The organism is Curvibacter lanceolatus ATCC 14669, from assembly GCF_000381265.1.
Taxonomy (GTDB): Bacteria; Pseudomonadota; Gammaproteobacteria; order Burkholderiales; family Burkholderiaceae_C; genus Curvibacter; species Curvibacter lanceolatus.
The window spans coordinates 52,297-65,583 of sequence record NZ_KB906275.1 but is presented as its reverse complement, the minus strand read 5'-3'; the positions used below and the strand labels follow the sequence as shown (position 1 = coordinate 65,583).

The 13,287-nt window shown below is 70.2% G+C and carries 12 protein-coding genes; all 12 read left to right on the top strand.

Annotation, left to right across the window (positions count from 1 at the left end; all coding sequences use genetic code 11):
- Nucleotides 1-17 precede the first annotated feature (17 nt).
- The 12 genes from F624_RS0126380 (at nucleotide 18) to F624_RS0126325 (ending at nucleotide 13,262) form a co-directional block, all read left to right on the top strand.
- Nucleotides 18-1,379 carry a DUF1329 domain-containing protein gene (locus F624_RS0126380; RefSeq protein ID WP_245573742.1) on the top strand — a complete coding sequence of 454 codons (1,362 nt, stop codon included), beginning with the start codon at nucleotides 18-20 and terminating at the stop codon, nucleotides 1,377-1,379.
- Nucleotides 1,380-1,478: 99 nt separating this feature from the next.
- On the top strand, nucleotides 1,479-2,753 hold the full coding sequence (locus F624_RS0126375; protein WP_019577387.1) for a WD40/YVTN/BNR-like repeat-containing protein: 1,275 nt from the start codon (nucleotides 1,479-1,481) through the stop codon (nucleotides 2,751-2,753).
- The gene (locus F624_RS0126370) at nucleotides 2,750-5,197 is read left to right on the top strand and encodes an efflux RND transporter permease subunit (RefSeq protein ID WP_019577386.1); all 2,448 of its coding nucleotides are present in this window, start codon (nucleotides 2,750-2,752) and stop codon (nucleotides 5,195-5,197) included. Before F624_RS0126375 ends, F624_RS0126370 begins: the two co-directional genes overlap by 4 nt.
- 38 nt (nucleotides 5,198-5,235) lie before the next feature.
- Nucleotides 5,236-5,739, top strand: a complete 504-nt coding sequence (locus F624_RS0126365; RefSeq protein ID WP_019577385.1) for a nuclear transport factor 2 family protein — start codon at nucleotides 5,236-5,238, stop codon at nucleotides 5,737-5,739.
- Nucleotides 5,740-5,780: 41 nt separating this feature from the next.
- Nucleotides 5,781-6,953: an alpha/beta hydrolase family protein gene (locus tag F624_RS0126360; protein ID WP_019577384.1), complete on the top strand. Its 1,173-nt coding sequence runs from the start codon at nucleotides 5,781-5,783 to the stop codon at nucleotides 6,951-6,953.
- 30 nt (nucleotides 6,954-6,983) lie between these two features.
- Complete coding sequence (locus F624_RS0126355; protein ID WP_019577383.1) at nucleotides 6,984-7,955, top strand: VOC family protein; 972 nt, start codon at nucleotides 6,984-6,986, stop codon at nucleotides 7,953-7,955.
- Nucleotides 7,956-7,968: 13 nt separating this feature from the next.
- Nucleotides 7,969-8,343 (top strand): Rieske (2Fe-2S) protein, encoded by a 375-nt coding sequence (locus tag F624_RS0126350; protein WP_019577382.1) that lies wholly within the window; start codon nucleotides 7,969-7,971, stop codon nucleotides 8,341-8,343.
- Entirely contained in the window at nucleotides 8,340-9,491 is a 1,152-nt protein-coding gene (locus tag F624_RS0126345) for an FAD-dependent oxidoreductase (protein WP_019577381.1), read from the top strand. Before F624_RS0126350 ends, F624_RS0126345 begins: the two co-directional genes overlap by 4 nt.
- A complete protein-coding gene (locus F624_RS0126340; protein WP_019577380.1) occupies nucleotides 9,488-10,738 on the top strand; it encodes an MFS transporter in 1,251 nt (416 codons plus the stop codon). Before F624_RS0126345 ends, F624_RS0126340 begins: the two co-directional genes overlap by 4 nt.
- A 34-nt stretch (nucleotides 10,739-10,772) precedes the next feature.
- Nucleotides 10,773-11,576: a cyclase family protein gene (locus F624_RS0126335; RefSeq protein ID WP_019577379.1), complete on the top strand. Its 804-nt coding sequence runs from the start codon at nucleotides 10,773-10,775 to the stop codon at nucleotides 11,574-11,576.
- A gap of 67 nt (nucleotides 11,577-11,643) precedes the next feature.
- Nucleotides 11,644-12,258 (top strand): cupin domain-containing protein, encoded by a 615-nt coding sequence (locus tag F624_RS0126330; RefSeq protein ID WP_019577378.1) that lies wholly within the window; start codon nucleotides 11,644-11,646, stop codon nucleotides 12,256-12,258.
- Nucleotides 12,258-13,262, top strand: a complete 1,005-nt coding sequence (locus F624_RS0126325; RefSeq protein ID WP_019577377.1) for an NAD-dependent epimerase/dehydratase family protein — start codon at nucleotides 12,258-12,260, stop codon at nucleotides 13,260-13,262. Before F624_RS0126330 ends, F624_RS0126325 begins: the two co-directional genes overlap by 1 nt.
- The last annotated feature ends 25 nt before the right edge of the window (nucleotides 13,263-13,287 follow it).

Genomic DNA, 13,287 nt, shown 5'->3' with positions numbered 1-13,287 from the left:
TTCGACTGGAGACAAGCGTGAACAAGACAATGCTGATTTCGATGCTGACCGCCGCTGCTGCGGTTTCAGGGATGGTGCCCGCAGTGGCGGCGGTGAGTGCCGATGAGGCCGCGAAGCTCAAGTCCGAGTTGACCCCCTTCGGGGGCCAGAAGGCCGGCAATGCCGACGGCAGCATCCCGGCCTGGACCGGGGGCCACACCCAGCCCATCCCCGGCGACAAACCCGGCGGCCGCCGCGGCGACCCCTTCAAGGACGAGAAGCCCCTGTACTCGATCAACGCCAAGAACGCAGATCAGTACGCCGCCAAACTCAGCGACGGCACCCGGGCCATGCTCAAGAAGTACCCCGACAGCTTCCGGGTCGATGTGTACCCCAGCCACCGCACGGCCGCCGCCCCGCAGTGGGTGTATGACAACACCTTCAAGAACGCCACCCGCGCCCGGCTCAACAACGACGTGATCGAAGGCGCCTACGGCGGCATCCCCTTCCCCATCCCCAAGAGCGGTGCCGAGGCCATCAGCAACCACAGCCTGCGCTGGCGTGGCACCACCTGGCAGTGGCAGGCCACCCAGTACCAGCTCACCGCCGACGGCAAGGCGGTGCTGACCACCGAGGGCCAGGCCGACCAGCAGATGCCCTATTACTTTGAAGACGGCAGCCCCGAGCAGTTCGCCAAGAAGAACGAGTTCTGGCTGATCCGCCTCATCAACACCGGCCCGCCCATCCGCGCCGGCGAGGCCATCGTGGGCCGCAACCAGGTGGACGGCAGCAAAGACCAGGCCTGGGTTTACCTCACCGGCCAGCGTCGCGTGCGCAAGCTGCCCAACCCCTGCTGCGACACCCCGGCGCCCGCCACTGCCGGTGTGATGAGCTTTGACGAGCTGGAGACCTGGGCTGGCCGCATCGACCGCTTCGACTGGACCCTGGTCGGCAAGCAGGAGATGGTCATCCCCTACAACGGCAACAAGCTGCTGCAGCCCAAGACCGACGCCGAAGTGCTGGGCGCCCACCACCTCAACCCCGAGCACGTGCGCTGGGAGCTGCACCGCGTCTGGGTGATCGAGGCCAAGCTGCGCCAGGGCCAGCGCCATCAGGCGGTGCGCAGCCGCTACTACTGTGATGAGGACACCTGGAACTGCGTGCTGGGTGACCGCTGGGATGCCAATGGGCAGCTCTGGCGCACCCTGTGGTCGCAGACCTTCGTGGCCCCCGACCTGCCGGGCACGGTGATCGGCGCCATGGGCGTGAACGATCTGCTCACCGGCCAGGCCTACGTGGCCAACCTCTACAACAGCAAGCCGGTGCAGTACGCCATCAAGCCGCGCCTGCCCGACACCGTGTTCACCCCCGACGCCATGGCCGGTGAGGGCATCCGCTGAACACGCCCGTGCGCCAACCCACCATCCCACACCTTCCCAGGTCTGCGGCGGGCACGCTGTGCCCGGCCCGCGGCCCGCATCTGCACAAAGAGACAAGCCATGAACGCGCAAGCTGACGCCCCGACCGCCCTGGAGGGCCGGCGTCCATCCCGTGCCGTCGCCCTGCTGTTCGGGGCCCTGCTGTCGGGCCTGTTCGGCCAGGCCCAGGCCGCTCCGGTGGGCGACAGCCTGGACCGCCCCGCGCTCACCACCCGCCTGGGGCCCGCCTCGGTGCTGCTGGCGGCGGCCCAGGCCGGCCCGACCACCGTGGCCGTGGGCGAGCGCGGGCTGGTGCTGCTCAGCGCCGACCCGGCCCGCAGCTGGCGCCAGGCCCAGGTGCCGGTCAGCGTCACCCTGACGGCCGTGCGCTTTGCCGACGAGCGCCACGGCATCGCCGTGGGCCATGCCGGCGTGGTGCTGAGCACCGACGACGGCGGCCAGAGCTGGCAGCAGCGCCTCAACGGCCGCCAGATCGCCCAGGCCCTGCTCGATGAAGCCCGGGCCAGCCAACAGAGCCGACCGCAGCCCGGCACGCAACCCATGTCGCTGGACCAGGCCGAGCGCCTGGTCCAGGACGGTGCCGACAAGCCCCTGCTCGACGTGGCCCTGCTGTCGTCGCGCCGGGCGCTTGCCGTGGGCGCCTATGGCCTGGCCATGGCCAGCGAAGACGGTGGCCAGCACTGGGCACCCTGGTCGGCCCGGCTGGACAACCCCAAGGGCCTGCACCTGTACGCCGTGCGCCACCAGGGCGGCGCCATCCTGCTCGCCGGTGAACAAGGCCTGTTGCTGTACTCCAGTGACGAGGGCGCGCATTTCCAGCGCCTGCCCAGCCCCTACGCCGGCAGCTTCTTCACGGCCGAGATGCTGAGCCCCACCGAGTTCGTGGTGGCCGGCCTGCGCGGCCAGATCTGGCACACCCGCGATGCCGGCCAGCACTGGCAGCCCATCGCCAACCCGGTGCACGCCAGCATCACCGGCTCGGCCCAGGGCGCTGGCGGCCAACTGGGGTGGGTCAACCAGGCCGGCCTGCTGCTGCAGCAGCGCAACGGGGCCCTGCAGCCCGTCAACGCCAAGCCCCTGGCCCCGCTGAGTGCCGTGCTGCCCCTGGCCGGCGGCCGCTGGCTCACGCTCGGCTTTCAGGGGGCCCAACTGCTGGCGCCTGATGGGGCGCCTTTGCCGAGGCCCGCCAGTGAACCTGCCAAGCAGCCTGCCAACCAGCAGCCTGCCAACCAGCCTGTGACCCAACCTTCAACCGCGCCTTCGACCCCAGCTGCGACGGCCTCCGTGGCCACCGCCCGCGCCACGTCCTCCCCCTCTGCCGGATCCCAGCCATGAGCGCCATCGCCCCTTCCCTGTCTCAGGCCAGCCCGCCGGCCCAGGCCGATTTCGATGCCCGCTCGGGCTCGGCCATCGAGCGCCTGCTGTTCAACAACCGCCTGTGGGTGGTCCTGCTCTGTGCGCTGGCCACCGTGGTGCTGGGCTGGCAGGCCACGCGCCTGCAGCTCAACGCCAGCTTCGAAAAGACCATTCCCGCCAGCCACCCCTATGTCCAGAACTACCTGCAGCACCAGGGTGAGCTCAGCGGCCTGGGCAATGCGGTGCGCATCGTCGTGGCCAACGAGCGCGGCAGCAGCCTGTACGACCCCGCCTACCTGGAGACCCTGCGCCAGATCAGCGACGAGGTGTTCCTGATCCCCGGCGTGGCCCGCACCCAGATGAAGTCACTCTGGACCCCCAGCACCCGCTGGGTCGGCGTGACCGAAGACGGGCTGGAAGGCGGCCCCGTGATCCCAGATGGCTACGACGGCTCGCCCGCCAGCCTGCAGCAGCTGGCGGCCAACATCGCCCGCTCGGGCGAGCAGGGCCAGGTGGTGGCGCTCGATGGCCGCTCCACCGCCTTGTACGTGCCCCTGCTGGAGCGCGACCCCGACGGCCGGCGCCTGGACTACACCGCGCTCTCCGAGCGCCTGGAGGCCTTGCGCACCAAGTACGAGGGCCGTGGCGTCACGCTGCACATCACGGGCTTTGCCAAGATCGTCGGCGACCTCATTGCCGGGGTGCGCATGGTGCTGGTCTTCTTCGCCCTGGCCGTGCTCATTGCTGCCGGCATGGTGTATGGCTTCACCCGCTGCGTGCGCTCCACCGCCCTGGTGGTGCTGGCCTCGCTGGTGGCCGTGGTGTGGCAACTGGGCCTGCTGCCCACCCTGGGCTATGCGCTGGATCCGTACTCCATCCTGGTGCCCTTTCTGGTGTTCGCCATCGGCATGAGCCATGGCGCCCAGAAGATGAACGGCATCATGCAGGACATCGGGCGCGGCATCCCCCCGCTGGTGGCCGCCCGCTTCACCTTCCGCAGGCTGTTCCTCGCCGGCCTCACCGCCTTGCTGGCCGACGCCGTGGGCTTTGCCGTGCTGCTGGTCATCGACATCCAGGTGATCCGTGAGCTGGCCATCGCCGCCTCGCTGGGCGTGGCCATGCTGATCTTCACCAACCTGATCCTGCTGCCCATTCTGCTCAGCTACACCGGCGTCAGCCAGGCCGCAGCCGAGCGCAGCCTGCGCAGCGAGCTGGCCGATGCCGCCGGGGCCGCCCGCCACCCGGCCTGGGCCCTGCTGGACCGCTTCACCCAGCGCCGCTGGGCCCTCGCGGCCCTGGCCGTGGCCGCCGCCCTGGCCGCGGTCGGTTACCAGTGGAGCACCCGGCTGCAGATCGGCGACCTGGACCCCGGCGCCCCCGAGCTGCGCGCCGACAGCCGCTACAACCGCGACGTGGCCTACGTCAACGCCGCCTACGGTGCCTCCAGCGATGTGCTGGCCGTGATGGTCAAAACCCCCGAGGGCCAGTGTGCCAACTACGCCGTGCTCAACCGGGTGGACGCGCTGGAGTGGCAGCTGCGCCAGATCGAGGGTGTGGAAGCCACCAACACCTTGTCGCTGCTGAACCGCCGCGTGCTGTCCGGCCTCAACGAGGGCAGCCCCAAGTGGTATGAGTTCCTGCCCAACCAGGACATGCTCAACACCGTCACCGCAGGCGCGCCACGCGGCCTCTACAACGATGCCTGCAGCCTGCTCACGGTGTATGTGTACCTGCGCGACCACAAGGCCGACACCTTGAACCGCGTGGTGGCCCAGGTCGAGGCCTTCGCCCGCGACAACAACGGCCCGCAGGGCGAGTTTCTGCTGGCCGCAGGTTCGGCCGGCATCGAGGCCGCCACCAACATCGTGGTCAAGAGCGCCTGGCACGACATGCTGCTCATGGTCTATGCCGCGGTGGTGCTGCTGTGCTTCATCACCTTCCGCTCCTGGCGCGCCGTGCTGGTGGCCGTGCTGCCCCTGATGCTGACCTCGGTGCTGGCCGAGGCCCTGATGGTGGGGCTGGGCATGGGCGTGAAAGTGGCTACCCTGCCCGTGATCGCCCTGGGCGTGGGCATCGGGGTGGACTACGCGCTGTACATCCTCAGCATCACCCTGGCCCGGCTGCGTGCCGGTGCCACGCTGTCGCAGGCCTATTACCAGGCCCTGCTGTTCACCGGCAAGGTGGTCATGCTGACCGGCGTCACCCTGGCCATCGGGGTGGTCACCTGGGTGTTCAGCCCCATCAAGTTCCAGGCCGACATGGGCCTGCTGCTGGCCTTCATGTTCCTCTGGAACATGCTCGGCGCCCTGGTGCTGCTGCCCGCACTTGCCCACTTTCTGCTGCGCCCCGCCGCATCCGGCACACCCGGCACACCCGGCACACCCGGCACGGGCCCGGCCGCGAATCCGCCCCAAACCGCCTGACCTGGCGTGAAACCACCTGAACCCGAAAGAAGGACCCTATGAAGCTGATCAACCTGCTCTTCGGCCGCCACCCCCTGCGCGCGGCGCTCGCCGCCGCCCTGATGAGCGGCCTTGCCGTGGCTGCCCATGCCCAGACCGCCCCCGACCAGGTGTTCCAGCAGTACCTGGCCGCCGTCAAGGCGCATGACAAGGCGGCCGTCGAGGCGCTGATCGCCGACGACGTCGAGCGCTCCGACTTCCCGGCCTGCCGCCCCGAGATGAGCAACAAGCAGTGCCTGTCGCTGTACATCGACGCCACCGTGCTCAGCCAGGCCGGCGAGATCACCCTGCTGCGCACCCAGGTCCAGGGCGACACCGTGCGCGCCACGCTGGAGCTGCGCAGCGCCCTGACCCGCCGCGCCGGGGTGGAGCGGGCGCTGGGCACCGACGAGGTGCGCGTGCGCCAGGGCCGCATCGTGGCCTTCCGCTTCGTGCCCGACTTTGCCGACGAGCCCACCCGCCGCTTCTTTGCCAGCCTGGGCATCGGGCCCGGCGCGCACTGAGCCCGGTAGCTCACCCACCGCATTTTTGAAGAGGACCTTGCATGTTTCGTTTCTTCCCCACCAACTACGTCTGGGATCTGTCCATCAACCTGGCCATCGAGATGGGCGCCCGCATGGGTGAGATCCAGGCCATGTGCGCGCCCCTGACCGAGGCCGCCAAGCAACCCGACGCGGCCGGCACCGCCGCCTTTCGCGAGACCTGGGTGCGCATGGCCAACCAGCTCAGCGAACTGGCCGCCGAAGACGAGGCCCGTGGCCGGCTGATCTCGGCCGGCGACAAGCTCAACCGCGCCGCCACCTACCTGATCACGGCCGAGCGCCTGCTGGCGCACGGCAGCGAGGGTCGGCTGGCCCTGTACCATCAGTTTCTGCAGACTTTCCGCCGCGGCGTCGAGCTGACCGGCGAGAACTGCGAGTTCGTGCGCATCCCCTACGAGGGCCAGCACCTGTCGGGCCTGTTCGTGCGCGCCCACGGCGTCACCGGGCCGGCGCCCATCCTGGTCCAGGTCAACGGTCTGGACTCGACCAAGGAGATGAAATACCGCGTGGGCCTGCCGGCCTGGCTGGCGCAACGCGGCGTGGCCTCGCTGATCATCGACCAGCCCGGCACCGGCGAGGCCTTGCGCCTGCAGGGCCTCACCGCCCGCTACGACAGCGAGCACTGGGCCAGCCGCGTGGTGGACTGGCTGGAAACCCGCAGCGACATCGATCCCCGGCGCATCGGCCTCGAAGGCGTGTCGCTGGGCGGCTACTACTGCCCGCGTGCGGTGGCCTTCGAGCCGCGCTTTGCCTGCGGCGTGGTGTGGGGCGCCAACCACGACTGGCGCGACGTGCAGAAAAAGCGCCTGGCCCGCGAGGGCAGCCTGCCCGTGCCCCACTACTGGGAGCATGTGCGCTGGGTCTGGGGCGCCAAGGACCAGGACGACTTCATGCGCATCGCCGAGAACGTGCACCTGGACGGCGTGCTCGACCGCATCCGCGTGCCCTTCCTGGTCACCCATGGCGAGAAGGATTCGCAGATCCCGCTGCACTGGGCCCACCGCACCTACGAGCAGCTGGTGAACAGCCCCCAACGCGAGCTCAAGGTCTTCACCGACCGCGAAGGCGGCGTGCAGCACTCGAGCTTCGACAACTCGGCCAACGCCGGCGCCTACATCGCCGACTGGGTGGCCGAAACCCTGGGCGGGCGCACCGCGCAGGGCACCCCCCTCTGATTCAACCGCCCCCTTTTCTGGAGACATTGCATGAACATCATCGGACCCGATGCCCTGGTCTTTGGCGTGGACGACCTCGCCGCCTGCAGCCGCTACCTCACTGACTACGGCCTGCAGCCGGTCGGGCTGAACGCCGATGGCGGCCGCTTTGAAGCCCTGGACGGCACGGCCATCGTGCTGGCCCGCCGTGACGACCCCAACTTGCCCGCCCCCCTGGGCACGGCCAGCCAGCTGCGCAAGACCGTCTACGGCGTGGCCGATGCCGCCACCCTGGACGCCATTGCCGCTGAACTGGGCCGCGACCGCGAGGTGCGCCGTCTGCCCGACGGCTCGCTCGAAACCCAGGACGACATGGGCTTTGCCCTGGGCTTCCAGCTCAGCGTGCGCCGCCCCATCGGCCTGCCGGCCGAAACCGTCAACGCGCCCGGTGCGCCGGCACAGCGCCCGGCCAACCAGGTGGCGGCCAGCGACGACACCGCCATCCGCCCGCGCACCCTGTCGCACGTGGTGTACTTTGTGCCCGATGCGGCCCGGGCTGAGGCCTTCTATGTGCAGCGCCTGGGCTTTCGCTGCACCGACCGCTTCACCGGCGTGGGCCCCTTTCTGCGCCCCGCCGGCACGCTGGACCACCACACCCTGTTCCTGATCCAGACCCCCCCGTTCATGAAGGGGGTGGAACACTTCACCTTCCACCTGGGCGGCCCGTCCGAGCTGATGCAGGCCGGCACGCGCTTCGTCAACCAGGGCTACCAGTCGTTCTGGGGCCCGGGGCGGCACCGCTTCGGCTCCAACTGGTTCTGGTACTTCAACAGCCCCCTGGGCTGCCATGTCGAGTACGACGCCGACATGGACCTGCACGACGACCAATGGCAGGCCCGCGAGACCCCCATGGGCGCCGACGCCTCGCAGCTGTTCCTGTTCCAGCACCGCGAGAAATGGGCCCCCTCCGGCCCGCCGCCCGGCGCAGCTCAGGCCGCTCACTCCGCTCAGGCAGAACACTGAGGCGAGCGCCACCGTGTCACCCTGGATCCGCCTGTGCCACCTGGACGATCTGCCCGAGGGCAGCTCGCGTGGCTTCGACCCCCTGCAGCAGGGGCAGGACTCGGTGCTGCTGGTGCGCCGCCAGGGCCAGGTCCATGCCTACCGCGATGCCTGCCCCCACCACGGCGGCACGCCCATGGCCTGGCGCAAAGACGCCTACCTCAACGCGGCCGGCGACAGCATCGTCTGCCACGCGCATGGCGCACAGTTCGACATCGCCACCGGGCAATGCACCCTGGGCCCCTGCCTGGGGCAGGCCCTGGCGCGGCTGGCCATCGAGCAAAGCCCCCAGGGCGAGCTGAGCCTGCATCGCCACCAACTGATTTCAAAAAACGGAGACATCCCATGAGCCCATCCCACCCACAACCATCGTCCCAGCAACACAAGATCCTGATCATCGGCGGCGGCTTTTCCGGCATGGCGGCCGCCATCGAGCTGCGCAAACGCGGCCAGCAGGTTGACCTGGTCGAGATCGACCCCGGCTGGCGCTCCTATGGCGCGGGCATCAGCCTGGGTGGCGCCACCCTGCGGGCCTTCCGGCAACTGGGCATCCTGGACCCCTTCCTGCAAGTCGGCCATGCCTCGGATGGTGTCGAGCTGCTGGCCCCCAACGGTGCCACGCTGGCCCTGCTGCCCACGCCCCGCATCGCCGGGGCCGATGTGCCGGGCGGCGGCGCCATCATGCGCCCCGTGCTGGCGCGCCTGCTGGCCGAGGCCACCCGGGCCTCGGGCACCCAGGTGTTTCTGGGCAGCACCTTCACCGAGATCCGCCAGGACGCCGAAGGCGTCGACGTGCGCTTCACCGACGGCAGCCAGCGCCGCTACGACCTGGTCATCGGTGCCGACGGCCTGTACTCCAAGGTGCGGCAGGCCGTGTTCCCGCAGGCCCCGACCCCGCGCTACAGCGGCCAGGCCGTGTGGCGCGCCGTGCTGCCCCGCCCCGACAGCGTGGACCACGCCATGATGTGGGTGGGCCCCAAGATCAAGGTGGGCGTCAACCCGGTCTCCAAGACCGAGATGTACCTGTTCCTGACCGAAGACCGCGAGCACAACACCCACGTGCCGCCGGCCGACTTTTATCGCCTGCTCGACGCCTTGCTGGCCCCCTTCAGCGCCCCCCAGGTGCAGCAGCTGCGCAGCCTGCTGACGCCCGAGTCGCAGATCGTGTTCCGCCCCCTCGAAGGCCTGCTCATGCCGCGCCCCTGGCACCAGGGCCGGGTGGTGCTGATCGGCGACACCGTGCACGCCACCACGCCGCACCTGGCCTCGGGCGCCTGCATCGGCATCGAAGACGCCCTGGTGCTGGCCCAGGAGCTGGAGCCCGGCGACGGCTTGGACGCCGCCCTGCAACGCTTTGAGAACCGGCGCTGGGAGCGCTGCCGCATGGTGGTCGAGAACTCGGGCCGCCTGGGCGAGATCGAGATCACGGGCGGCGACAAGGCCGAACACGCGCGCATCATGCGCGCCTCGCTGATGAGCCTGGCGGAGCCCGTATGAGCCAGCCGGTGTCCACCGCGCGCCCGCCGGCTGCGGCCACCGCCGCGGCTTCTGTTCCTGCTTCCGCTTTTGCAGAACGGGCCGACACCGAGCGCTGGCCGGCCCGGCTGGCGCTGATGCTGGCGCACTGCGCCGGTATGCTCGACTTGGTGGCCCTGCCGGTCTGGGTGGGCACCCTGGTCTCGGCCTACCACCTGGACCCGCAGCAGGCCGGGGGCCTGGCCACCCTGTTCCTGGTGGGGGCGGTGTTCAGCAGCCTGGCCGTGGCGCCGCGCCTGCACCGCCTGCCCGGGCGGCTGGTGGCCGCGCTGGGTTTTGGCCTGGCCGCGCTGGCCTTTGCCGGCGTGTCGCAGACCACCGACTATGCCACCATGGCCGTGCTGCACGTCCTGGCCGGCGTCACCTCGGCCGCCGCCCTCAGCTGCACCCACGGCACCATTGCGCGCAGCGCCAACCCGCACCGGCTGTTTGCCTTTGTCGGCATCGCGCTGGGGGTGTTTGCCGTGCTGTTCTTTGCGGCGGTGCCACCCCTGTTGGCCCAGCTGGGCGGGGCTCTGCTGTTCCAGGTGTTTGCCGGCGTCATGGCCGTGGCCTGTGTGGCCACCGGGCTGGCGTTCCCGCAGCTCGTGCGGGGCCCGCTGCCGGTGGCAGGGCAGGGCACCCAGGCCGCAGCCCCCCGTGTGGCCCTGGGCCGAGCCGTCTGGCTGGGGGCCTTGGGGGTCAGCTGCATGGCGGTAGTGCAGGCCATGATGTTCAGCTTTCTGGAGCGCATCGGCATGGACCGGGGCTTTGGCCTGCAGGCCGTCAATGCGGTGCTGGTGGCGCTGGGCCTGGTCAACCTGCTGCCCGCCGGCCTGGCCGCGCTGCTGCAACGGCGCTGGCCGGCCGAGCGCGTGGTGCTGTGCGGCCCGCTGGCCCAGGCCGTGCTGGTGCTGGTGATCACCCAAAGCCAGCAGTTTGCCCCCTATGCCGCCGCCGCCTCGGTGTTTGCCGCGGTGATGATCTTCACCCACACCTTTGCCTTCGGCCTGCTGGCCCGGCTCGACCCCAGCGGCCGGGCCCTGGCCGCCACCCCGGCCATGATGATGGCCGGCGCCGCCCTGGGCCCCGTGCTGGGCGGCACCCTGGTCAAGTGGGCCGGCTACGAAAGCCTGGCCGTGGCGGCCGTGCTCACGGCGGCCTGTGCCGTGGCCTGCTTCTCACAGGCTCGCCAGCGCACGCCAGCCCATCCAGCGCAGCCTGTCTGAGCGCGCCTCCCTTCAAGTCTTAGCCAAGCACCCCATGAGTACCAAACCCACCCGCCGCCTGGTCGACCTGTCGATCTACCTCGAAAACGATGTGCTGTCCGACCCACCGCCGCTGGCGCCGCGCATCACCTACCAGACCCACGCCGACACCCTGCCCGAGTTCATGCATATGCTGCCGGGCACCGTGCCGGCGGACTACCCCGACGGCCAGGCCGCCGCAGCCGAGTGGGTCACCCTCACCACCCACAACGGCACCCACCTGGACGCGCCCTACCACTTCCACGCCACCATGGACGCCCGCCTGGGCGAGGCCCGGCCCGCCATCACCATCGACCAGGTGCCGCTGGAGTGGTGTTTCCAGCCCGGTGTGAAGCTCGACTTCCGGCATTTCCCCGACGGCTACGTGGCCACCGCCGCCGATGTCGAGGCCGAACTGGCCCGCATCGGCTACAGCCTGCAGCCGCTCGACATCGTGCTGGTCAACACCCGCGCGGGCGAGCGCTACGGCCACAGCGACTACCTGAACGCCGGCTGTGGCATGGGCTACGAGGCCACCATGTACCTGCTCGAGCGCGGCGTGCGCCTCACCGGCACCGACGCCTGGAGCTGGGACGCCCCCTTTTCGTACACCGCCCAGCGCATCGCAGAGACCGGCAACAAGGCCCTGATCTGGGAAGGCCACAAGGCCGGGCGCGACATCGGCTACTGCCACCTCGAGAAGCTGCACCAGCTGGAGGTGCTGCCCCCGCACGGCTTCACCATCAGCTGCTTTCCGCACAAGATCCGCGGCGCCTCGGCCGGCTGGACCCGGGCCGTGGCCATCTTCGACCCGGTCTGATCCGCCTCTTTCCATCCGAACGAAGCTTCCGCAAAAACCCTCCACACGAACCCAGCGTCTGCACACCATGAGCACCACCCCCTCTTTCCCGCCCATCCACCGCGTGGTCACCGGCCACGACGACCAGGGTCGGGCCATCATCAGCAGCCAGGGCCCGCTGCCCACCGTGGTGGCCATCGAGGCCATTCCGGGCACCGTCTTCCATGAGGTCTGGAGCACCGACGCCAGCCCCGCCCGCGTGGACAACGGCGCCGATCCCACCCTGGGCGCCCTGCGCCTGCCGCCGCCGGCCCAGGGCACGCGCATGCGCTTTGTCGACATCCCGCCCGACACCGCCGACTACCTGGCCACCGGGGCCGGCCGCATGAAAGAGGCCTTCACCCAGATCGGCGACGCCGCCGCCTCCACCGTGGCCGCCGATTCGCCCCACCCCCTGATGCACCGCACCGAATCGGTGGACTACGGCGTGGTCATCGAAGGCGAGATGACCCTGGTGCTGGACGACTCCGAGGTGCTGCTGCGCCCGGGCAGCGTGGTGGTGCAGCGCGGCACCAACCACGCCTGGGCCAACCGCTCGGGCCGGCCGTGCCGCATGTTGTTCGTGCTGGTCGATGGGCACTACGACGCCGGCATCGCGCGCAGCCTGGCCGGCCGCGCGGCCCACGCCGCAGGAGCCGCCTGATGCATGTGCTGATCACCGGGGCGGACGGCTTTGTGGGCGCGGCGCTGGTGCGACGCCTGTTGCAGGGGCCGCCCACAGGGGCAGGGCAGGGCGGGGTGGTGCAGGGCGGGGCCGGGCAGGGTGACATACGCCTCACCTTGGTTGACCGGCATTTTCGCCAAGGCCCGCCGGGGCCCCAGCATCGCCACTACACCGGCAGCTTTGCCGATCCGGCCTTGCTTCAGCATTTGTCGGACGACCCGCCGCAACAGGTGTTCCACCTGGCCAGCATGCCCGGCGCCCTGGCCGAGCGCGAGCCCGAGGCCGGTATCCAGGCCAACCTGCTGGCCACCGTGCAGCTGCTGGAGCACCTGGCCGGCCTGACACGTCAGGGGCGCCAGGGGCGTACCTCGCCACCCCGCGTGGTGCTGGCCAGCTCGGTGGCCGTCTACGGCGCCCTCGGGCCCGAGCCCGTCACCGAGCAGCAACTGCCCCAGCCCGAGCTCAGCTACGGCGCCCACAAGTGGATGAGTGAGCTTCTGCTGGCCGACTTCAGCCGCCGTGGCGAGCTGGACGGCTGCAGCCTGCGTCTGCCCGGCATCGTGGCCCGCCCGGCCACCGAGAGCGGTCATGGCTCGGCCTTCATGAGCCAGATCTTCCATGCCCTGCGCGAAGGCCGCCCCTACGAGTGCCCCGTGTCACCCGAGGCCAGCGCCTGGTGGATGTCGCTCGATGGCTGCCTCGACAACCTGCTGCACGCGGCCAGCCTCAGCGCCTCGGCCATGCCGGCCTCGCGCTGCTGGCAACTGCCGGTGCTGTGCCTGCCGGTGGCCAGCGTCATCGAGGCCACCGCCCAGCACCTGGGACGCCCGGCCGCTGCGCTGATCCAGCACCGCCCCGACAGCCGCATCGAAGCCCTGTTCGGCCGCCAGCCGCCGCTGCTCACGCCGCTGGCCGAAGCCGCAGGCTTTGTGCACGATGGGTCGGTGCAGGGCCTGGTGGCGCGGGTGCTGGCTGCCATGTGATATTTGACTTGTTAGGGGTGGCGCA